This window comes from Pseudomonas kurunegalensis, from assembly GCF_030291635.1.
In the GTDB taxonomy this organism is placed as follows: domain Bacteria; phylum Pseudomonadota; class Gammaproteobacteria; order Pseudomonadales; family Pseudomonadaceae; genus Aquipseudomonas; species Aquipseudomonas monteilii.
Genome location: NZ_CP127871.1, coordinates 2,703,303 through 2,724,599, shown reverse-complemented (window position 1 = coordinate 2,724,599; position 21,297 = coordinate 2,703,303). Strand labels below are relative to the sequence as shown.

Annotated in this window: 17 protein-coding genes; 9 read left to right on the top strand and 8 right to left on the bottom strand. The window is 61.9% G+C overall.

Going from position 1 to position 21,297, the window contains the following annotated elements:
* The first annotated feature begins 47 nt into the window (after window positions 1–47).
* Window positions 48–1,664: a response regulator gene (locus QQ992_RS12160; protein ID WP_286113556.1), complete on the top strand. Its 1,617-nt coding sequence runs from the start codon at window positions 48–50 to the stop codon at window positions 1,662–1,664.
* Window positions 1,665–1,670: 6 nt separating this feature from the next.
* Here QQ992_RS12160 and QQ992_RS12155 read toward each other — a convergent pair whose 3' ends face one another.
* Window positions 1,671–3,734, bottom strand: a complete 2,064-nt coding sequence (locus QQ992_RS12155; RefSeq protein WP_286113555.1) for a hybrid sensor histidine kinase/response regulator — start codon at window positions 3,732–3,734, stop codon at window positions 1,671–1,673.
* 194 nt (window positions 3,735–3,928) lie between these two features.
* Here QQ992_RS12155 and QQ992_RS12150 point away from each other — a divergent pair, with 194 nt between their 5' ends.
* Entirely contained in the window at window positions 3,929–4,615 is a 687-nt protein-coding gene (locus QQ992_RS12150) for a type 1 glutamine amidotransferase domain-containing protein (RefSeq protein ID WP_286113554.1), read from the top strand.
* A 133-nt stretch (window positions 4,616–4,748) separates the two neighbouring features.
* On the top strand, window positions 4,749–5,555 hold the full coding sequence (locus QQ992_RS12145; protein ID WP_286113553.1) for a CSS-motif domain-containing protein: 807 nt from the start codon (window positions 4,749–4,751) through the stop codon (window positions 5,553–5,555).
* Window positions 5,556–5,577: 22 nt separating this feature from the next.
* On the opposite strand, the gene hppD is transcribed toward QQ992_RS12145, so the two are convergent.
* The gene (gene hppD / locus QQ992_RS12140; RefSeq protein WP_016714000.1) at window positions 5,578–6,654 is read right to left on the bottom strand and encodes a 4-hydroxyphenylpyruvate dioxygenase; all 1,077 of its coding nucleotides are present in this window, start codon (window positions 6,652–6,654) and stop codon (window positions 5,578–5,580) included.
* Between the two features lie 299 nt (window positions 6,655–6,953).
* Between hppD and QQ992_RS12135 the strand changes: the two genes are divergently transcribed.
* Both QQ992_RS12135 and rarD read left to right on the top strand, forming a co-directional pair.
* Window positions 6,954–8,540 (top strand): EAL domain-containing protein, encoded by a 1,587-nt coding sequence (locus QQ992_RS12135; protein ID WP_286113551.1) that lies wholly within the window; start codon window positions 6,954–6,956, stop codon window positions 8,538–8,540.
* 33 nt (window positions 8,541–8,573) lie between these two features.
* Window positions 8,574–9,461: an EamA family transporter RarD gene (rarD, locus tag QQ992_RS12130; RefSeq protein ID WP_060500918.1), complete on the top strand. Its 888-nt coding sequence runs from the start codon at window positions 8,574–8,576 to the stop codon at window positions 9,459–9,461.
* Here rarD and QQ992_RS12125 read toward each other — a convergent pair.
* Window positions 9,424–10,995 carry a TerC family protein gene (locus tag QQ992_RS12125; RefSeq protein ID WP_105947613.1) on the bottom strand — a complete coding sequence of 524 codons (1,572 nt, stop codon included), beginning with the start codon at window positions 10,993–10,995 and terminating at the stop codon, window positions 9,424–9,426. The two genes, rarD and QQ992_RS12125, sit on opposite strands and share 38 nt — an antisense overlap.
* A 270-nt stretch (window positions 10,996–11,265) precedes the next feature.
* Between QQ992_RS12125 and QQ992_RS12120 the strand changes: the two genes are divergently transcribed.
* Complete coding sequence (locus QQ992_RS12120) at window positions 11,266–11,847, top strand: LysE family translocator (RefSeq protein ID WP_286113548.1); 582 nt, start codon at window positions 11,266–11,268, stop codon at window positions 11,845–11,847.
* Here the strand turns inward: QQ992_RS12120 and QQ992_RS12115 are convergent.
* The 3 genes from QQ992_RS12115 to QQ992_RS12105 form a co-directional block, all read right to left on the bottom strand.
* Entirely contained in the window at window positions 11,840–12,628 is a 789-nt protein-coding gene (locus QQ992_RS12115; protein ID WP_286113546.1) for an AraC family transcriptional regulator, read from the bottom strand. The two genes, QQ992_RS12120 and QQ992_RS12115, sit on opposite strands and share 8 nt — an antisense overlap.
* Before the next feature lie 42 nt (window positions 12,629–12,670).
* Window positions 12,671–13,789: a glycosyltransferase 61 family protein gene (locus QQ992_RS12110; RefSeq protein WP_286113545.1), complete on the bottom strand. Its 1,119-nt coding sequence runs from the start codon at window positions 13,787–13,789 to the stop codon at window positions 12,671–12,673.
* 73 nt (window positions 13,790–13,862) lie between these two features.
* Entirely contained in the window at window positions 13,863–15,017 is a 1,155-nt protein-coding gene (locus QQ992_RS12105; RefSeq protein WP_286113543.1) for a GNAT family protein, read from the bottom strand.
* Window positions 15,018–15,474: 457 nt separating this feature from the next.
* On the opposite strand from QQ992_RS12105, the gene QQ992_RS12100 reads away from it, so the two are divergent.
* The 3 genes from QQ992_RS12100 to QQ992_RS12090 all read left to right on the top strand — a co-directional run bounded on the left by QQ992_RS12100 (window position 15,475) and on the right by QQ992_RS12090 (window position 18,917).
* A complete protein-coding gene (locus QQ992_RS12100; RefSeq protein ID WP_286113541.1) occupies window positions 15,475–17,094 on the top strand; it encodes an NADP-dependent glyceraldehyde-3-phosphate dehydrogenase in 1,620 nt (539 codons plus the stop codon).
* Window positions 17,095–17,204: 110 nt separating this feature from the next.
* Window positions 17,205–17,672: a VOC family protein gene (locus tag QQ992_RS12095; RefSeq protein WP_025752945.1), complete on the top strand. Its 468-nt coding sequence runs from the start codon at window positions 17,205–17,207 to the stop codon at window positions 17,670–17,672.
* A 63-nt stretch (window positions 17,673–17,735) separates the two neighbouring features.
* On the top strand, window positions 17,736–18,917 hold the full coding sequence (locus QQ992_RS12090; protein WP_105947605.1) for a DUF8534 domain-containing protein: 1,182 nt from the start codon (window positions 17,736–17,738) through the stop codon (window positions 18,915–18,917).
* A 173-nt stretch (window positions 18,918–19,090) separates the two neighbouring features.
* Here the strand turns inward: QQ992_RS12090 and ilvA are convergent, their stop codons facing one another.
* Window positions 19,091–20,650 (bottom strand): threonine ammonia-lyase, biosynthetic, encoded by a 1,560-nt coding sequence (ilvA, locus tag QQ992_RS12085; protein ID WP_119369799.1) that lies wholly within the window; start codon window positions 20,648–20,650, stop codon window positions 19,091–19,093.
* Between the two features lie 181 nt (window positions 20,651–20,831).
* Entirely contained in the window at window positions 20,832–21,263 is a 432-nt protein-coding gene (locus QQ992_RS12080) for a PACE efflux transporter (RefSeq protein WP_286113540.1), read from the bottom strand.
* Window positions 21,264–21,297: the final 34 nt, after the last annotated feature.

Genomic DNA, 21,297 nt, shown 5'->3' with positions numbered 1-21,297 from the left:
GTGCCCAAGGTCCAGTGGATATCAGGTCACCCTACAGGAGAGTCGTGTTGGCCAATTCATTGGCGCTGGACGAACGGGCCTTGATCCTTGCACCCCCGACGCTGGCGGCGGATACCTCGCGCCTACTCGCCTCCGCCGGCATCGATAGCCTGTGCGCGGCCGACCTGGCCAACCTGCAGGCGCGCCTGGCCGAAGGTGCAGGGTTGGCGATCATCGCCGAACAAGCGTTCAGCCAAGGCCCGAGCGCATCGCTGCAGGCCTTTATCGACCAGCAACCGAGCTGGTCGGATTTGCCTATCGTACTGGTCACCCAGGGCGTTTGGTCGGCCAGTGGCGTTAGCAACCATCCCGTGGGCAACCTGGCATTGCTGGTGGCACCCTTTGAAAACGCCCAGCTGCTGCACATGACCCAGTCCGCCCTGCGCAATCGGCGCAGGCAGTACCTCACGCGCGACCAGTTGCACGGCCTGCAGCAACGCCTGGACACCCGACGTTCGCCGCCAGACGACGAACCGGAACACGGCGAGTTCGCCCGCTACCAGGCACGCAAGATGGAAGCCATCGGCCAACTGGCCGGCGGCGTTGCCCACGACTTCAACAACCTGCTCACCAGCATTGGCGGCAGCTTTGAACTGATCGACCGACGCCTGCGGCAGGGCCGCAGCGACGGTCTGGACGGGGTGCTGCGCATGGGCCACGAGGCTGTATCACGGGCCGCCCGCCTGACTCACCGCCTGCTGGCTTTCTCGTCGCGGCAATCGCTGCACAGCCAACGCATCGACCTGCATACCCTGCTACAGGCCAAACGCCTGAAAGCCTGCCTTAGCCCGGCGGTATCCCTTCAGGTGCACATGGCCAAAGGCCTCTGGGCCGTGGAGGCTGATGACCAGCAGCTGCACGAAGCCCTGGACAACCTGACGCTCAATGCCTGCGAGGCCATGCCCAGCGGCGGCCTGTTGCGCATCGAAGCAAGCAACCTGCACGTCACCTCTGGCCAGTTCGCCAGCGGCGCCCTGGCCAATGGCGACTACGTGCGGCTGCGCATCATCGACGACGGCCAAGGCATGGCGCGAAGCACACTGGAACATGCCTTCGAACCATTTTTCAGCACCAAGGCGATCGGCCAAGGCATCGGGCTTGGCCTATCGATGGTGTACGGTTTCAGCAAACAGTCTCATGGGCATGTGACCCTGCACAGCCAGATCGGCCAGGGTACTCAGGTAGACCTTTACCTGCCGCGTCATACCGGCCCGGTCAGGCAATCGCGCCCGCCGGCGCAACCTGCGTACCCTGACGGCGGCCGACATGTACTGGTCGTCGAGGACGACCCGCATGTGCGTCAGCTGCTGTGCCAAGCGCTGCGCGACGACGGCTTCACCTGCCACAGCGCAGCCAACGGCAACGAGGGGCTGAAGGTGCTGCGCTCGGCACAAACGGTAAATCTGCTGATCAGCGATGTCGGCTTACCCGGTATGAACGGCCGGCAACTGGCCGAGATAGCCCGCACACTGCGCCCACAGCTGCCGGTGCTGTTCATCACCGGGTACGCGGAAACGGCCATGGCCCGAGCCGGCTTTCTAGGGGCAGGCATGCACTTGATCTGCAAGCCGTTCGAACTGAAGCAGCTGCAAACACAAGTGACGCAGATTCTTGGCAAGCCGTGATGCGCACTATGCATCAAGCATGCGCAGTGCCTTGTCAGCAAGCTCTGCCAGCAGGAACGGCTTGTTCATCAACGCGGTGCCCGGTTGATCGAGCAATTGCGCTTCGATGGGCTGGTCCGCATAACCGGTGATGAACAGGATTTTCTGTTGCGCAATCTGCATGCGCATGGCCCTGGCCACTTGCCGGCCACTGAAACCACCCGGCAAGCCGATGTCGGTGATCACCAGGTCGAAGGGGCCATCATGGCGGAAGCGTTCCAGGGCAGTATTCGCATCGCCTGCTACCGTCACGTCGAAACCACGCTCGGCCAGGTACTCATGCATGACCGCGCGCAAATTCACCTCGTCATCCACCAGCAGCAGGCGTTCGCCCCGGGCCACGCGCTGCGAAGGCGGCGCGGGCTTTGGTTCTTCCGGGACCCGCTCATGGCACCTTGGAAAAAGCATGGAAACCTTGGTGCCCTGCTCCGGGACAGACTCGATCCAGACATACCCGCCGGATTGGCTGACAAAACCATACACCATCGACAACCCCAGCCCGGCCCCACGCCCAACGGGTTTGGTGGTGAAGAACGGTTCAAAGGCCCTGGCCATGTCCGCTGCCGACATGCCATGGCCATCATCCTCGACATACAAGGCTACGTAGTCGCCAGGTGGCAGGCCCCGCGCATCCGGAAAAGCACTGGTCAAACGCTTGTTGACCGTACGCAACGTGACACTGCCCTGCATCTGGCACGCTTCCCGGGCGTTGGTGCAAAGGTTGATCAAGGCATTTTCAAGCTCACGAACGTCCAGGTTTACCGCCCACGGCACGACATCCAGCTGCCAGTGCAAGCCAACCTCCGCGCCCAACGTCTTCAACAGCAATGGCTCGCAAAGGCGTAGTTGCCGATTGAAGTCCAGCGGCCGGGTGGCCAAGGGTTGAAAGCGAGAGAGCGCCAGCAGGCGGTGGGTCAGTTCCATGGCGCGTTGCACCGACTCGCGGGCTACCTCCACGTAGGCCTCCACGCGCTCCAGGCGCCCCTCCTGCAGGCGTCGTTGCAACAACTCAAGGCTGCCGCCAACGCCGGACAGCAGGTTATTCATTTCGTGGCCCATGCCCCCCGCCAACTGGCTTACCACCTGCATACGCTCGCTGTTGCGCATCAGTGCCCTGGACTGACGTGCAGCCTCCTCGCGGTCTTCGGTAATGTCCCGGCCAACCGCCGTCAGCAGGCTGCCATCGAACCGTGCGCTCCAGCGAAACCAGTGGTAGTGACCATCACGGTGCCGCAGGCGGGTCTCGATCTGTTCCGTGTTGCTGTCTTGCAGCAGCCCGGACACTGCCACCTGCACGTCGGCGCGATCGGCCGGGTGCACCAGTTCCAGCACCGGCATATCCTGCACCTGCGCTTGGGTCCAGCCCAGAATGCGGTACCAGGCCGGGTTGACGGCATGCAGTTTCAGTTCCGCAGTCACCGTCATCATCGCGTCGCGCGACAGTTGCCAGAACTGTTCGCGCTCAGCCACATGGCGTTCGACCTGCTGCTCAAACCCCAGCGCCTGCGCGCGCCAATGGCGGTGCGCCTCGACGCTGGCCGTCGTTTCGATCACCGTATGCAGAAAACCCGCCACATTGCCCAGTTCATCATGCAACGGTGCAAAACCGAAGGCGCACCATATCGGCTCTTCGCCCGCGACGCCGGGAACACTCAGGGGGGGATCCTCGACAAAACTCGAGCGCCCCTCCAGCGCCTGGAACACCCAGGGTCCCACTGCCTGCCAGACGTCGTGCCACAGCCTATCGAACGCTGTACCCAAGGCGTCCGGCACTGCCCGCAGCGCCCTGTAGCCTTCGTTGTGCACCACGCAAAGGTCAGCCCCCCAGACCACGGCACAAGGGAACGGTGACAAGTGCATCATGTCGACGGCAATACGCAACGAAGCCGGCCAGCGCGGCAATGGCCCGAGCGAAGTACGCCCCCAGTCGAACCGTGCAATCCGCTGCGCCATCAACTCGACCGGCTGCGAAACAGGCGGCTGCAGCATGACCGGCTGCGAAGGCCCGCGTGGCGTACTGTTTGCGACCAATATCGTGACTCCAGCAATGCTCCGGGTTGGTCACGGTGCTACCTGAACAGACAGGGTCACCCGTGGAATCTGTTCAAGTTAGCACAGCACGCACCACGTACCATGGCGCACTTGCAGGGGGCAGCTATGCTGATTAGGTTTTCCCTTGGGCCAGGGAGCCTCGGCCTATCCAGGTTGCCGACAGGAGCACGGTCATGAGCAAGAAAATGCTGGTAGTGCTGACCAATACAGCCAAGTACCCAACCCTCAAGCGGGCGACCGGGTTGTGGCTGGGAGAGGCCGTGCACTTTGTCGAGAAAGTCGAAAAGGCCGGCTACACGGTCGAGTATGTCAGCCCACAGGGCGGCTATGTCCCCATCGACCCGCACAGCCTGCAGATGGCCCCGGACCTGGACTGGCAATGGTATGACGACAAGCGCTTCATGACGCGCCTGGGCACCACCTTGAGCCCCGGTCAGGTAAAGGCCGACGAATACGGCGTCATCTACTACACCGGTGGGCATGGCGTGATGTACGACTTTGTCGATAACCAGCCCCTGCAGGAGCTGGCACGCAAGGTCTACGAAAAAGGCGGCATTGTAGCGGCGGTCTGCCACGGCGTTGTTGGCCTGCTGAATATCAAGCTCAGCGACAAAAGCTTGCTGCTGAAAGGCCGCAAGGTGACCGGTTTCTCAAATATCGAGGAGCAACTGGCCGAACTGGACAAGGTAGTCCCGTTTTTGACGGAAAACGAGCTAGGTGGCCGCGGCGGCGAGTACAGCAAGCATGATGATCCGTGGATGCCATACGTGGTCGAGGATGGTCGATTGATCACCGGGCAGAACCCGGCCTCGACCGCCCTGCTCGCCGAGCACGTGCTGGCAAAACTCAAGGCGAGCTAAAGCCTGACATCAGCCTTGTAGTTTTCCTCTGCCGCACACTGCACAAGGACTACAGCCGATCGGTCATTGAGTGCATAGGCTCAGGGTTCAGTTGTTCACCACGAACAGCTTCGGCCCGGAGAGCGATTGCCCTATGTTGAAAATCCTGAACGCAGGATACCGCCTGCGAGAGCTGCTGCTGCTCTCCACGGTGGGCCTCGTGCCTGTGATTTCCGGTTTGCTGGTAATGGTTGTTCAACTGGAAATGAAACTTGCGGAAAACGCAAACATCTCGGTGCAGGAAGCGGTTTTCAGCGTCGATCAGGCGCTGAACCGGATACATGAGGCGGCCCAACGCGCCCTGCCGCTTGCAGGCAAGCCCTGCGAAAAGGTCAAAGGCATTTTACAGGACCAGGTTGTGAGCCACTCCATGCTCAGGTCGCTGACCCTGGTAGATGACAGCGAAGCCTACTGCAGCAGCGCCTCGGACTCACTGGAGTACTTGTCATCTTTCGCGTTGTCCGGCCAACAGGTCGAACTGTCTCATGGGCAACCCGATAGCCGCCCCAAACTGCTGGTCAATTTCTACCTGCAAGGCAAAGGGGTGGGCGTAGTCGTGACCGCGTATGCCATTCAGTTGCGCAACGAACTGGATGCTTTCCAGGATGGGCTGACACTGCTGCTGGAGTTCGATGACCGCTATATCTGGAGCAATGGCGATAGCCGCGACGCACAACGCCCATCGCAGTCCGAGTTCCTGGCGCATGCCTTCTCGGCCAGGTACGGGTACCGGGTTAAAGGCGGTTATGCGCAGGGTTTCACCGCTCAGGAAATGCGCCAGTCCATGCTGCAGATCCTGCCGTCGCTGATGCTGGTAGGGATCGTGACGGGGTCGATCGTTTATCTGGCTTTGCTCAGGGCACGCTCCCACGGGCGTGAAAACGCCGCCGCGCGTGCATGACGGCGGCGGCGTCCAGGACGCATCAATCGGTGCTCAGCACACCACGGCGTACCTGGTCACGTTCGATGGATTCGAACAACGCCTTGAAGTTGCCTTCACCAAAGCCATCGTCACCCTTGCGCTGGATGAACTCGAAGAACACCGGACCAAGCAGGGTTTCCGAGAAGATCTGCAGCAACAGGCGCTTGTCTTCAGGTTGCGAGGCGCCATCGAGCAGGATGCCACGCGCTTGCAGCTGATCGACCGGCTCGCCGTGGCCAGGCAGGCGCTCTTCGAGCATTTCGTAATAGGTCTGCGGTGGCGCCGTCATGAAGCGCATGCCGAAGCCCTTCAGGGCGTCCCAGGTCTTGAGCAGGTCATCGGTGAGGAAGGCTACGTGCTGGATGCCTTCACCGTTGAACTGCATCAGGAACTCTTCGATCTGCCCGGCACCCTTGGACGACTCTTCGTTGAGCGGGATGCGGATCATGCCATCGGGCGCAGTCATGGCCTTGGACGTCAGGCCGGTGTACTCACCCTTGATATCGAAGTAGCGGATCTCACGGAAGTTGAACAGCTTCTCGTAGAAGCCGGCCCAGTAAGCCATGCGCCCGCGGTAAACGTTATGGGTGAGGTGGTCGATGATTTTCAGGCCGGCACCTACCGGGTTGCGATCCACGCCTTCGATAAAGTTGAAGTCGATGTCGTAGATCGAACTGCCTTCGTCGAAGCGGTCGATCAGGTACAACGGCGCACCACCAATGCCTTTGATTGCCGGCAGGCGCAACTCCATCGGGCCGGTTTCGATTTCTACCGGCTGGGCACCCAGCTCCAGGGCGCGGGCATAGGCTTCATGGGCATTGCGCACGCGGAACGCCATGCCGCACACCGAAGGGCCGTGTTCAGCCGCGAAGTACGAGGCGATGCTCTTGGGTTCGTTGTTCAGGATCAGGTTGATGCCACCCTGGCGATACAGGTGCACATCCTTGGAGCGGTGGGTAGCCACCTTGGTGAAACCCAGTATCTGGAAGACCGGCTCGAGCACGCCTGGCGTAGGCGAAGCCAGCTCAATGAACTCGAAGCCCATCAGGCCCATTGGATTGTCGAAGATATCAGCCATGTTCGTGTCCTCATCTGCAGCGAAAAATTATTGATTGCGTGGGATGTGGAACAGAAACGGCGGTGAGCACGGGATGCCCCGCACGCTGCGGGCGAGGAAGTCACCTATGATCAGCTTGAACCCATGGTATGTCATATGGACCCATTCTCGGCGGGCTTGATCCTTCGGAGTTGAAGGACCTTATTGTTGTATTCGTAAACGGATTCTACATTGCGTAAAATGGTTTGTCGCGTTTTAGTTGGTCGTGAGCGCCGACAAACGGCTATTCTCTCGTTATCTCTCATCGTAGCCAGGTCAGCATGCCCCTTACCGTAAAACGCCGCGCCGCATTCAGCTGGCGTACCCTGTTGCCCTGGGGAGTCGGTGTGCTGCCAGTGGTGTGCGGCCTGGCCGTCATGAACTGGCAGGTCGAGCGCGAGATGCAGGCCAGCAGCCAGGCCACCACCCGCCAGGCGGTGGAACACGTCGAACGCATCCTCGACAACCTGTCCAGTGCTGCCAATGCATTGCTGCCCCTGGCTGGCGGCCCCTGCGATCAGGCCCAGCTCACGCTGCGTGCCCAGGTTACCCGCAACGCCTTCGTGCGCTCGACCAACCTGTTCAGGCACAACAACCTGTATTGCACCTCGCTGTTCGGCGAGTTCGACGAACCGGTCAACGCCAGTGACTATATCGACGGCAAACTGTGGCTGATGGACGGCAACTCGGTCACCCCGGGGCACGCGCTGCTGGTGTACCGTGCCAGCGAGGGCGACAAAGGGGCAATCACCACGGTGGATGGCGACCACCTGCTAACGGCACTGCGCCTGATCGGCCCTGACGAAGACTTGCAAATCCGCGTGGGCGATGCCTGGATGGGCAAGGACGGTGTCGTGCACAAAGGCGTACCACCTGCCGCCGCCAGCGCCAACGTGCTGCTGGGTTCGACCCGTTACCCCTTCAGCGTGCAGGGTGGCTACAGCACCGGCAAACAGGGCCAACTGTTACGCAGCCACTACCCTGCCCTTATCAGCTTGCTGCTGGTGCTGGGTGCCGTGGCTGCGCTGGCATGCCGCTGGCAGATTCGCCGGGCCACCTCACCCCGCGCCGAGCTGGATCGGGCGCTGCAGGCCGACGAGTTTCTGCCGTATTTCCAGCCAGTGGTGCGCAAGGGCGACTACCGCTGGGCCGGCGCCGAAGTGCTGATGCGCTGGAACCACCCGCGCGAGGGCCTGGTAAGGCCCGATCTGTTCATCCCTTATGCCGAGCACAGCGGGCAGATCGTCGCCATGACCCGGGCACTGATGATGCATACCGCGCAAAGCCTGGCACCCTATGCCGGGCTGCTGGAGGACGGCTTCCACATCGGTGTCAACATCACCGCCGATCATTGCCGCGACCTCAGCCTGCTGGACGACTGCCGCACCTTCCTGCAGCACTTTCCGCCGGGCCGGGTGGTGCTGACCCTGGAGCTGACCGAGCGCAAACTCATCGAGCCTACCCCGGTGACCCTGGAACTGTTCGAAAAGCTCCACGCCATGGGCGTGATGATTGCCCTCGACGACTTCGGCACCGGCCAGTCGAGCCTCAACTACCTGCGCCAGTTCCAGGTCGACTACCTGAAGATCGACCAGAGCTTTGTCGCCATGATCGGCGGCGATGCGCTGTCCGTGCACATTCTGGAAAGCATCATCGACCTGTCGGCCAAGCTGGGCCTGGGTATCGTGGCCGAAGGTGTGGAAACGAACACCCAGCGCGACTACCTGGCCCACCATGGGGTGGACTTCCAGCAGGGCTACCTGTTTGCCAGGCCCATGCCGGCCGCCCAGTTCCTGGAGGCACTGGCCACACGCCCGGGCGCTGCGCAGTTGCCGCAAGGCGCGGCCCCTGAGATCATGCGCGGCTGATCCACCCGCTCAACTCCCCTATTCGAGGCACTCGTGTCAAAAGGCATCGTTTCATCGGTCATGGCGTCCTGTCTGTTCGCTGTGATGTACTTCTATACCTCGCTGCTCACGCCCCTGGATGGCGAAGAGATCTTTGGCTGGCGCACCCTGCTGACGCTGCCCTGCCTCACCTTGTTCATGCTGGTCTCGAAAGACTGGAAGCGTGTGGGCGAGCTGCTGGCCCGGGTAAAGCGCACGCCTGTGCTGTTGCTGGGCATGGTCGGTACGTCGTGGCTGATGGGCGTACAGTTGTGGCTGTTCCTCTGGGCACCCTTGCATGGGCGCAGCCTGGAAGTGTCGATGGGCTATTTCCTGCTGCCACTGGCCATGGTCCTGACCGGGCGGCTGGTGTACGGCGAACGCCTGTCACGCCTGCAAAAGGTGGCCGTGGCCTGTGCCGCACTGGGCGTGGGCCACGAGCTATACCAAAACGGCAGTTTTGCCTGGGAAACCCTGTTGGTGACGATCGGCTACCCGATCTATTTCGTGCTGCGCCGACGCTGCCGCACCGACCACCTGGGCGGCCTGTGGTGCGACATGTGCCTGCTGCTACCGTGGGCGTTGTACTTCGTTATCCAGGGCCCACTTTCCAGCGCTGACCTGCAGGCCCACCCTGGGCTGTATGCGTTGATCCCGATCCTTGGGGCGATCAGCGCCTCGGCCCTGATCGCCTACGTGCTGGCCAGCCGCATGCTGCCATTCAGCCTGTTCGGCCTGCTCAGCTACGTCGAGCCCGTGCTGCTGGTGGGCGTGGCGTTGCTGCTGGGCGAAACCATCGGCCCGGATCAGTGGCTGACCTACCTACCGATCTGGGCCGCGGTGCTGGTGCTGGTGCTCGAGGGTTTCAAGCACCTGCTGCGTCAACGTCGCCGTTCGGTGTAAGCCGAACCTGGCGCACCCGCCGCTCTTCCACCGCTTCCACGGTGAGCGTCCAGCCATTCCAGGCCAGGCGGTCACCCACCATCGGCAGGCGGTCGAGCAGGCTCATCACCAGGCCCGCGAGGGTCTGGTAATCCTCGGTAGCACGGGCACTGAAGCCGGTACGCGCCTGGACCTGGCTCAGGTTCAGTGCACCACTGACCACAAAACCCTCGCCCTCCTGGACGATGCCGGGGCCTTCAACCTCGCTGGCATCCGGCAGTTCACCGGCAATCGACTCAAGGATGTCGGTCATGGTCAGCAGGCCGGTGAAGTCACCGAACTCGTTGACCACGAAGGCGATGTGAGTCGACTGGCCACGCATCTGCTCCAGGGCGTTGAGAATGCTGAAGCTTTCCAACAGGTTCAGCGGCACACGGGCCATGCCCTCCAGATCCGGCTGGCTGCCCGACAGCAGCTCCTTGAGCAGTTCCTTCTTGTGCACGAAGCCCAGAGGCTCGTCGACACGGCCATTGCGGATCAGCGGCAGGCGCGAGTACGGCGAGTTGGCCAGGGCCTGGGTAATGGCATCGGCCGGTTGCGCCAGGTCGATCATGTCGACCTCGGCACGGGCGGTCATCACCGTGCGGATAGGCCGCTCGGCCAGGTTCAGCACGCCACTGATCATCACCCGCTCACGGCGGTCGAACAGCACCTGCTCCTCACCACCCTCGACCAGGTCGGCGATTTCCTCGCCCACTTCGTCAGCCTCAACACGGCGGCCACCCAGCAGGCGTAGCACGGCATGGGCAGTGCGTTCACGCAACGGCCGGTGCTGCTGCAAGCTGCGCTTGCGGCGGGCACGGGCCAGCTGGTTGAACAGCTCGATAAGGATCGAGAAGCCGATGGCCGCGTACAGGTAGCCTTTCGGGATATGGAAGCCCAGGCCTTCGGCGGTCAGGCTGAAACCGATCATCATCAGGAAGCCCAGGCACAGCATGATTACCGTGGGGTGGGCGTTGACGAAGCGGGTCAGCGGTTTGCTGGCAACGATCATGATGCCGATCGAGAAGATCACTGCAATCATCATTACCGACAGATGCTCAACCATGCCCACCGCGGTAATGACCGCGTCCAGGGAGAACACCGCGTCAAGCACCACGATTTGCGCCACGATCGGCCAGAACGCCGCATGACGTACCGCGCCACTGGCCTGGGTCACATGCCCCTCAAGGCGTTCATGCAGTTCCATGGTGGCCTTGAACAGCAGGAACACACCACCAAACAGCATGATCAGGTCACGGCCAGAGAAGCTCTTGTCGAACACCTCGAACAGCGGCGCGGTCAGGGTGACCATCCACGAGATACTGGCCAACAGGCCCAGGCGCATGATCAATGCCAGGCTCAGGCCAATCACCCGCGCGCGGTCACGCTGATGCGGCGGCAGTTTGTCTGCCAGGATGGCGATGAACACCAGGTTGTCGATACCCAGCACCAGCTCAAGGACGATAAGCGTCAACAGGCCTAGCCAGGCCGTGGGATCGGCTAGCCATTCCATTAGCGGGTACTCACAGGGGAAGCGTCACGAGGACGGGGGAAGGATGGCCAGAAAGGCCGAAAACTGGGGGGCTCCGCGAAGGTGCTCATATAGACCTTGTTAACAAATTGGGAAAAAGATCCTACAAGCAGCACTGGTTTCTGTGATAGCGCAAAACTATTACAAAACCTGTATCAGGTGTGGGGCGGCATTTGGGGGGTACTTTTCTTCAATACCCTCGGCAGCCAACGGCTGAAAATCACGGCTCCTTCCAGCCACCGGATCTTTTTCATGAGCCTGTCCCTGTCCATGGCCGCCTTCGCACTGGCGGCGTCGATTTCCCCCGGCCCGGTCAACATCATTGCCCTGAGCAGCGGCGCCAACCATGGCTTACGCGCCAGCCTCGCGCATGTGGCCGGCGCCACGCTGGGCTTTTGCCTGTTGCTGGTGCTGGTCGGGCTGGGCCTGCATCAACTGCTGTTGCGCTGGCCGCTACTGGGCATGCTGTTGCACTGGGGCGGCGTCGCGTTTCTGCTGTACATGGCGTGGAAGCTGGCCAGCGACAACGGCCAGCTGACCGGTACACACTCGACAACAGCGCCTTCAGCCTGGCACGGCGCGGCGATGCAATGGTTAAACCCCAAGGCTTGGCTGGCAGCAGTGGCCGGGGTCGGCGCTTACACGGGGGGTGAACAGCACCTGCTGTGGCTCTTTGCCTGGATATATGGCCCGATCTGTTTTGTTTCGGTCGCGTGTTGGGCATGGGCCGGGAGCATGATTCGCCAGTATCTGGGCAACCCACGGCACGTGCGCTTGCTCAATCGAGGGTTGGCGGTGTTGCTGGTGGGCAGCGCTGTCTACCTGGTTATCTGACGCCAGCGGCATTGCGGTAATGCCCCGGTGTCGCCGCCAGGTGCTGCTTGAATGCCCGCTGCAGGTGCGCCTGGTCGGCAAACCCGGCCTCCTGCGCAACCTCGGCAATCGCGCGGCCTTGGCGCAGCTGTGCCCTGGCCAGCTGTACGCGCTGATCGAGCAGGTAGCCATGCGGCGTCAGCCCGAAGCGTTGGCCAAATGCACGAATCAGGTAGGAACGAGACAGGCCGCAGGCGGTGCAGATGTCTTCCAGGCTCAGCGGATCGCTACGATGGGCACGTATGAAGGCTGCCGCCGCGTCCAGCCGTGGGTTACCTGCTTCACCCTCGCCACTTTCACCCGAGAGAAAGCCCGGCAATGCGCAAAACAGGGTCGCCAGGCGCGCCTCCCTGTCAGGCACGCTGGCGTCGAACAGGTCGGCAAAAGCCTGCATCAAACGTTGGTACAGCGCAGGCGAGCTACTCCAGGTTTGCGTCGGCAAGGTGAAACCCAGCGCCTGTAACCAGGGCACGTCGACGAACAGCATCAGGTAGGACCAAGGCTCGCCATCGATGGGGTTGCAGGTATGCACCACGCCCGGGTTCATCAGCACCGTGGTGCCGGCTCCCACCTCAATGCGCAGGCCCCCGTTCAGGTAAGTGCTGCGCCCACCGGTGATCACACCGATGGAAAAGCTCTCGTGGGAATGTGCGGCATAACACACCTGCCGCCCGTCCCCTACCCGCCGGGCTTCGACAAAGGGCAACGCAGGGTCACGCCAGAACCGTGATACCTCGATCATCCCCTCGCCCACGCGCTGCTCAGATGCCCCGATACTACACGGTTATCGCGCAAACAGATCGAGCGTGCGTTCCACTTCACCGATATCGATCCTGAAACCATCGCCCTCCGGTATCCCCACCACAAAGCCAAACTGCTGGTGGTCCCGGTCCGTCAGGTATTTGTAGTAGCTGACAAACCGGTTAGGCGGCTGCAAGGTCAACAGGCTGCCGCCAGGCTGCAGCACATTCACGCCATGCACCAGTTGGCTACCCTCTACGCCAATGACCACTTTTGCCCCGGCACAGGCTGCGACAATACTCGGTACATCAGACTTCAGCGGGTTGACCACGCGAAAACCACGGGTCACCCGCAGGTGCTCGGCAAGCTCCAACTCATTACGCAACAGGCGCAGGTCGCCGTCACCGCCACGCAGCAGGAACACGCCAGGGTGTGGGGCGTGCGGCACATGCGACAACAGTTTGTCACCCATGGCTCGGTAGCGGGCGTGCCGGCTGCGGTTGTTGCTCTGGTCGTCGAACAGCACCAGCTCACGAAAAAACGCACTGCGCAGGCGCAGCGGCTTCATGCCCAGCCAGTCTTCATAGGCGGGGGCCTGGGTGAACAACGGGTATTTGGCCGAGGGGGCGGTGGTCACAGGGATGCCTTCGTTACAGGCCAGCGCATAGGTCGGGCAATCTTCCATCAGCCAGGTGCCGAACCAGGAGTTGCCGTTTTGCGTGCAATAAATGGCTGCACGATCGATTTCGTTGTCCACGATGATGCCCGGAAAGGTGCTGGGTTTCTGTGACAACCAATGGCTGGCCTTGCCCTTGTACAACGCACCATCGACCAGCCACACATTCTTGATCAGGTAGCCCCGGGTTGGCCCTTGCAGCGTACTGATGCCGCCCTCCATGGTGCGCGCAGGGTGTACGTAGGGGTAAAAACGCTTGCCCTCCCAGCCCGTCACCCGCTCCAGCTGGCCGGGCAGGTAGATGGCCGGTGGCGACACCGTGGTCTCGCCCGGCGCAATGTCCCAGCTCCTGGCGGCCACACTCTTGAGGTCAATGGCCGTGTTCTTGCCCAGGCGTTTGCGCGCCATGTAGCGGTATGCAGCCAGTGTCCAGGTGTGCTGCTTGGCTGCGGGCGATGCACTGAACTGCGAGATGTCGCTTCCCATGAAGCGTCCTCCCTTGGTAACGAAATCAGAAACCGGGCGCATCGCGCCCTCTCAACGCATCCCTGGCTAACACTCAGTTGGACATCACCCTTTCCATCGCGGGGGGGGATTGCAGGTTGGCATACCGGCTGCGCAACGCTTCCACAAACGGTTCGCCCGCGCCGTTGCCGCCATACAGGTAAATCTTGTGCAGCCCGCCAAACACCATTTCGTGGTAGCGGCTGGCAAACTCTTCCTCGCTCGGCCCCTCGGGCAACCCCAGGTGCAACGTGAGCTTGTCGCCTTCGACCGCGAACATCGGCGTGTCCCACAAAAACTTCGCCGTGCCGGCCTTGGGCAAGCGAACGAACAGGTAGGCATGGTTGCCCAACGAGTCGATATCGCCGCCACGCCGGCGCTTCCACTTCAACAGCCCGTCATCTGGCCGCGCCAGGCACAGGCCAATGTCGTAATAATCGAAACCCTGTTCCAGCGCCCACTCAAGGGCCATGAACGTGGTGATGGAGTTCACTTCGCGCAACTTCTTGGCATCGGAAAACACCGCTTCGCAATAACCAAAGCGCAAGGTGCTCCAGTAGCGCTTGCCGCCGCGCACCACTTCGCATCCCAAATGGCAGCCGATTACCTCATCGCCCAAGGTAATCAGGTCGAGCCGGCCAACGCTCTTGGCGATCCGGAACACTTCGTCGGTGGGGAACTGTGCCGCATGAATGCCTTGCCTGGCCGTGGCATAGGGGCGCAGCAGGTCCCGGTCAGCCATGGCGATCTCGTCGTCCGAGAGGGTTTGGCGCATCTGGTAAAGCGGTCGGTTCTTGCGGATGCTGCGGCGCAGTTCGCTGTCATAGCGGGCCGTGATGTCTTCCAGTGGGCGCCCCAGCGGCACCACGGCACTCAGGTAATGCGGCACCGACAACGCGCCTGAGGTGGGCATTTCGCTGATCACCACAACATGGTTGGCCGCCGCAGTCGCGCTTGCACCCTCCACGATCGACGCGCTGCCCTGGCCCTTGCCGCCAATCAGCAGTTTGGCCATTTCCCGTTGCTGCTTGCGCCCTATGTAGAGGATTTCGTACGGGCTTTCCTGCTGCATCCGGAACCTGGCAACTTCCCAACGCCAGAAACAGGCACGCGCCAGCACTTCACGCACCTTGCTGGCCAGCAGCCTCATTTCGTAGCGCGTGGAGGGCGACAGGAGTTTTCGCGCCACAGCCGTCAAGGTCTCTTTCATTTCTTCTTCGACGTCCTTTGAAGTGCTCTATGGTCTATCGGAAAAAGAGAAAAAATCAGCAAAAACACCTAACGTCTTGATTTTTATAGTATGAACTTATACTTCTTTATCACATTCAGTAACAATTTAAGATGCCTGCAAACGCTTTGGCAAGCGGCTCCCCGCTAACTTTAGATCAAGTTTCATGGCGTCAAAATTCCTGCATGAAGTCCATACCCGACAAGCACTTTGCTATAACCGTGCCCGGCGCGCGCCGATGCAATTATGACTTCGCTATCAATCGAAAATCCTTGATGCCGTCTTTGCATAACAGTCCTTGAATCAGAAGGTGACCTGTCGACGAGCACGAGGGGGTATGTTGAGCCAGACTGGTGTTTTTTCGGCAGCCGGTGCATGCTCGCAGCTGAAGCGATTCACCCGGCTTGAAACCCGCCCCGCTAAGTGAGGTGCAGTACCCATGGACCGTCTGCTCGATTCACTCTTCCCCAACGCCGAAAGCATTCCGCACACCTGGCGCCTGGAAGCCCCCCTGGAACAACGTGATTACCTGGTGAACGGCGAGCTCAGGCGCTGGGACGGCCCCCTGGCCACGGTACGCAGCCCGGTCTGGCTCAAGGAAGGCGGCGAAGAACGCCAAGTGGTGCTGGGCAGCGCCCCACTGCTTGATGCCGACACCGCCCTTACCGCGCTCGACGCCGCCGTTCAGGCCTACGACAAAGGCCGCGGTGCCTGGCCGAACATGCGTGTGGCCGAGCGTATCCAGCACGTCGAAACCTTCCTGGCACGCATGCGCGAGCAGCGCCAGGCCGTGGTCAAGTTGCTGATGTGGGAGATCGGCAAAAACCTCAAGGACTCGGAAAAGGAATTCGACCGCACCTGCGACTACATCGTCGACACCATCAACGCCCTCAAGGACCTCGACCGCCGCTCCAGCCGCTTCGAGCTTGAACAAGGCACGCTGGGCCAGATCCGCCGGGCGCCGCTGGGTGTTGCTCTGTGCATGGGGCCCTACAACTACCCGCTCAACGAAACCTTCACCACGCTGATCCCCGCGCTGATCATGGGCAATACCGTGGTGTTCAAGCCCGCCAAGTTCGGTGTGCTGTTGATCCGCCCGCTGCTCGAAGCCTTCCGTGACAGCTTCCCGCCCGGGGTGATCAACGTCATCTATGGCCGAGGCCGGGAAACCGTGAGCGCGCTGATGGCCAGCGGCAACGTCGATGTGTTCGCCTTCATCGGTACGCACAAGGCCGCCAGCGACCTGAAAAAGCTGCACCCACGCCCTCACCGCCTGCGCGCCGCGCTGGGGCTGGATGCCAAGAACCCGGGTATCGTGCTGCCCCAGGTCGACCTCGACAACGCCGTCGACGAAGCGGTCACCGGTGCGCTGTCGTTCAACGGCCAGCGCTGCACGGCACTGAAGATCCTGTTTGTCCACGAGGATGTGGTCGACGCCTTCCTCGACAAGTTCCAGCGCAAACTGGCCGCGCTCAAGCCCGGCATGCCGTGGGAGCCCGGTGTAGCACTGACACCACTGCCCGAGCCTGGCAAGGTCGACTACCTCGACGGCCTGGTCGCCGATGCCACGGCCAAGGGCGCACGCGTGCTCAACGAAGGTGGCGGGCAGAGCCGCGGCTCATTCTTCTACCCCGCTTTGCTGTACCCGGTCAGCCAGGCCATGCGCGTGTACCACGAAGAGCAGTTCGGCCCCCTGGTGCCCGTAGTGCCCTACCGCGACCTGCAAACCGTGATCGACTACGTGCTGGACTCCGATTACGGCCAGCAACTGAGCCTGTTCGGCAACGACCCGGCAACCATTGGCAGCCTGGTCGACACCTTCGCCAACCAGGCCGGGCGCATCAACATCAATGCGCAGTGCCAACGTGGCCCGGACACCTACCCGTTCAACGGCCGCAAGAACAGCGCCGAAGGTACCCTGTCGGTGCATGATGCCTTGCGTGTGTTCTCCATCCGCACCCTGGTCGCCACCCGCTTCCAGGAGGCCAACAAGGAGCTGATCAGCGAAATCATCCGCAACCGCCAGTCGAGCTTCCTGACCACCGACTACATCTTCTGACAGCCGCGCTTATAGGAAATCGATCTAGCGCCATTGTCGATTTTCCCTCTGTGCAAACGACTCTAAGCAACAGGGCGCCCTCCGGCGCCCACTGCGAAGGAGAGTCGAACATGGCAGCCAAACCCATCCCCGAAGGCCAGCACAGCATTACCCCGTACCTGGCCATCAACGACGCCGCCAAGGCCATCGAGTTCTACAAGCAGGCCTTTGGTGCGGTCGAGATGTTCCGCCTCGATGCTCCAGGTGGCCGTGTGGGCCATGCCGAGCTGAAAATCGGTGATTCGTCGCTGATGCTGGGCGACCCTTGCGACATGGAGGGCGGCCTTACCGCCAGCCAGAAACTCAGCGGCGCAGGCGTGGGCCTGCACTTGTATGTCGAGGATTGCGACAAGGTCTACGCCCAAGCATTGGCGGCCGGCGGCACCCAGTTGCACCCGCTGACGGACCAGTTCTACGGCGACCGCAGCGGCACCCTGAAAGACCCGTTCGGCAACATCTGGTTCGTCTCCACCCACAAGGAGGACCTCACCCCAGACGAAATTCGTGCCCGCGCCGCGAAGATGTTTGGCGGCAACTGAGCGGCAAGTTGAAAGCGGCGCGACTTTGCTTGAAGCTTGAGGCTCGTAGCTTGGAGCTGCTTCATGCGAATCATCGACAAATCCGCCGCTCAGGTGCGCAGCCTGACCCCCGCCGAAGAAGAGCTGCTGGTCGGCTTTGCCACCGGCAGCCTTGGCGGCCCGCGCCTGCTGCAGGCCAACCAGCTGCTGATGAAAGTGCGCAATGCAAACCAGTGGCTGGCCTGTGACTGCCGCAACGACGCCTTGCCGGTGCTCAATGTCACCCTTAACGGCAGTACCGGCACGCTGTTTCTCAAGAACAACCCGGGCACGGCAGAACACGCGCCCGGCTGCCCGTTCACCAAGGACGAGCGGGAGGCAGCCGAGCGGGAAAACGACCCTGCCCCACCTGCGGCCTGGCTGCCACCCGACACGCCGCTGCGCCTGATCGGCGACTTCCGTAGCGCCACCAGCAGTGCCAGCGGCGAAGGCAACGACCGCCGGGAACAACAGCGCCTGCTGTCGCTGCTGCTGACCTGGATCGAAACCAGCGGCCTCAACCTGTATGCCACCCACCTGAAAAAGGACCTGACCACCCAGTTTGCCGAACTGCGCAGCGTGGCCAGCCGCTACCCGCTGCTGGAGCGGGTGCCCGCCAGCAACTACCTGGAAACCCGCCTGGACATGAAGCACATGATGATGCTCAAGTCCCGCCTGCGCGAAGCCTCGGTGTTTGGCAACCACCGCCGCCACGGCTTGCTGCTGGACTGTGTCGACCAGATCAAAGGGCGCAAGCTGTTCAACAACCGTAATGAAGACGGCTTCGATTTCCAGGGGCACCACCTGTATTGGGGCGGTAGCCGTACCACCGGGCCGCTGCTGGCGCTGATGATCTACTCGCCGACCAGCGCCGGCAGCCATTTCTATGAGCTGATCCATGTCGCCAGCGTACCGGTACTGTCCCGCGCCCACCTGTTCCCGGTGTACCGCGACGAAGAGCGTGAGCCGCTCAAGGCACTGGTGTCGTTGATCGACTGGATGGCCAGCAAGGGCGTGAAAGTGCAAATGCGCCGGCCGGTGATCGGCGGGCAGGTCATGGATGAGCTGGTGCTGACCTCCGACCAGGACCGGGTGCTGTCCGTGTCGCTGCTGGAACAGCCGATCGGGCCTGAGCCGGATGCCGAGAATTTCAAGCGTTATGCCGACTTCAAGAGCCTGGAAACCTTCCGCAAATTCGTTGCCGGTTTTTTCATGCGGGAGCGTTAAGGCAATTTGTCAGCTTAAGCGCGATCGTGTAGGAGCGGCCTTGTGTCGCGAAAGGGCCGCAAGGCGGCCCCGGCATTATCTGCTGCGCAGCTGATAATCTGGGGGCGCTACGCACCCCTTTCGCGACACAAGGCCGCTCCTACACAAGATTGCGCATGCCACGCGGTTGCGTGTTACCCCAGGAACAGCTTGTAAGCCGGGTTATCGGTCTCATCCCAATACCGATACCCCATCTCATCCAGCGCCAGCGGCAACCCCGCTACCTCGTCCCCCGGCACCTCCAGCGCCGCGAATACCCTGGCCTCCGCTGCCCCATGGTTGCGGTAATGGAACAGGCTGATGTTCCAGCGCTTGCCCAGCCGCTCCAAAAAGCCCAACAACGCCCCAGGCCGCTCGGGGAACTCGAAGCGCATGACCCGCTCATCCGCACCCGGCGCGGCGTGGCCACCCACGGTATGACGCACATGCAGCTTGGCCAGCTCGTTTTCGGTCAGGTCCAGCACGCTGTAGCCCTGCTCGCGCAGGTTGGCCAGCAACTGCTCACGCGGGTCATGCAGCGGATGGGTCTGCACACCCACAAACAGGCGAGCTTCCTTGCCCGGGTAATAGCGATAGTTGAACTCGGTGATCTGCCGCTTGCCCAGCGCCTGGCAAAACGCACGGAAGCTGCCCGGTTGTTCAGGGATGGTCACAGCAATGATCGCCTCCCGTTGCTCACCCAGTTCGGCCCGCTCGGCCACATGGCGCAGGCGGTCGAAGTTGACGTTCGCCCCGGAATCGATAGCCACCAGGGTCTGCCCCTGTACGCCGTCGCGTGCCACGTATTTCTTGATCCCGGCCACCGCCAAGGCGCCGGACGGCTCGGTGATCGAGCGGGTATCGTCGTAGATGTCCTTGATCGCCGCACACAGCTCATCGCTGCTCACGGTCACCACCTCGTCGACGAAGTGCCGGCACAGCTCGAAACAGTGGGCGCCGATCTGCGCCACCGCTACACCATCGGCAAACGTGCCGACCTGCGGCAGGATCACCCGCTCACCCGCAGCCATGGCAGCCTGCAGGCAGTTGGAGTCTTCCGGCTCCACGCCGATCACCTTCACCTCCGGGCGCAGGTATTTCACATAGGCAGCAATGCCGGCGATCAAACCGCCACCACCGACCGGTACGAAGATGGCATCCAGCGCACCCGGGCGCTGGCGCAGGATTTCCATGGCCACCGTGCCCTGCCCGGCGATCACGTCCGGGTCATCGAACGGTGGCACGAAGGTGGCCCCTTCACTGTCAGCCAGCGTCAACGCGTGCGCCAAGGCGTGCGGGAAGCTTTCACCGTGCAGCACCACATGGCCGCCACGCGAACGCACCCCTTCCACCTTCAGCGATGGCGTGGTGGTGGGCATGACGATGGTGGCCTTCATGCCCAGATGCGAGGCTGCCAGGGCGACGCCTTGGGCATGGTTGCCGGCCGAAGCGGTAATGACCCCGCGCTCACGCTGCGCACGGGTCAAACGCGACAGCCGGGTGTAGGCACCACGGATCTTGAACGAGAAGGTCGGCTGCAGGTCTTCGCGCTTGAGCAATACCTGGTTACCCAGGCTCGCAGACAAGGCAGGCGCGGCTTGCAGGGGCGTTTCGATGGCCAGGTCGTACACCGGGGCGGCAAGAATGCGCCGCACCTGCTCCGACAGCAGTTGCTGGGGGGTGACGGCAGTACGCGGGACGCTGAAGCTGGTCATCAATGACTCCTTGGCTGTTTTCAGTTTGCCCAGGAGTCAGAGAGAAGAAACCCGCCTCCAGGGCGGGTTCGGTGCACGTACGCGCTAACCCGCCAAGCTGATAATGGCGGTAATAATAATGGCGTTCACGTGCGGGAATGTATTCATGGGGTAGGAACTTAGCCGGTAGCCCGGCACAAAGTCAACACTTGGCTTGCTGCGCCGAAAGCGGCACATCGAACACCTTGTCGAACCCCCACTGGAAGACAAAGGCGTAAACGAAGAAGAACACGAACAACGCCAGGTTGGTCAGCAGTGCCGCCCACAGGCTGACGCCCAGCCAATACGCCACCAGCGGCAGCAAAATCACCACCAGACCACCCTCGAAACCCAGCGCATGCAGCAAACGCCGCATGAAGGTGCGCTCACGCTGATGCTGGCGCGCTTCCCAACGCTCGAACACCCAGTTGTAGCCCATGTTCCAGCTCATCGCGATGCCCGACATCAGCACCGACAGCACGGTCGACTGCGCCATGCCGGCACCGAACGCCAGCTCTAGCGCAGGCGCCACGCAGGCCACAGCGATGGCCTCGTAAAGAATGGCCTGGACGATCTTGCGCGCCTTGCCTTGCATGTTCAGCTCCCTGGGTAAACGACCTGTAAAACTA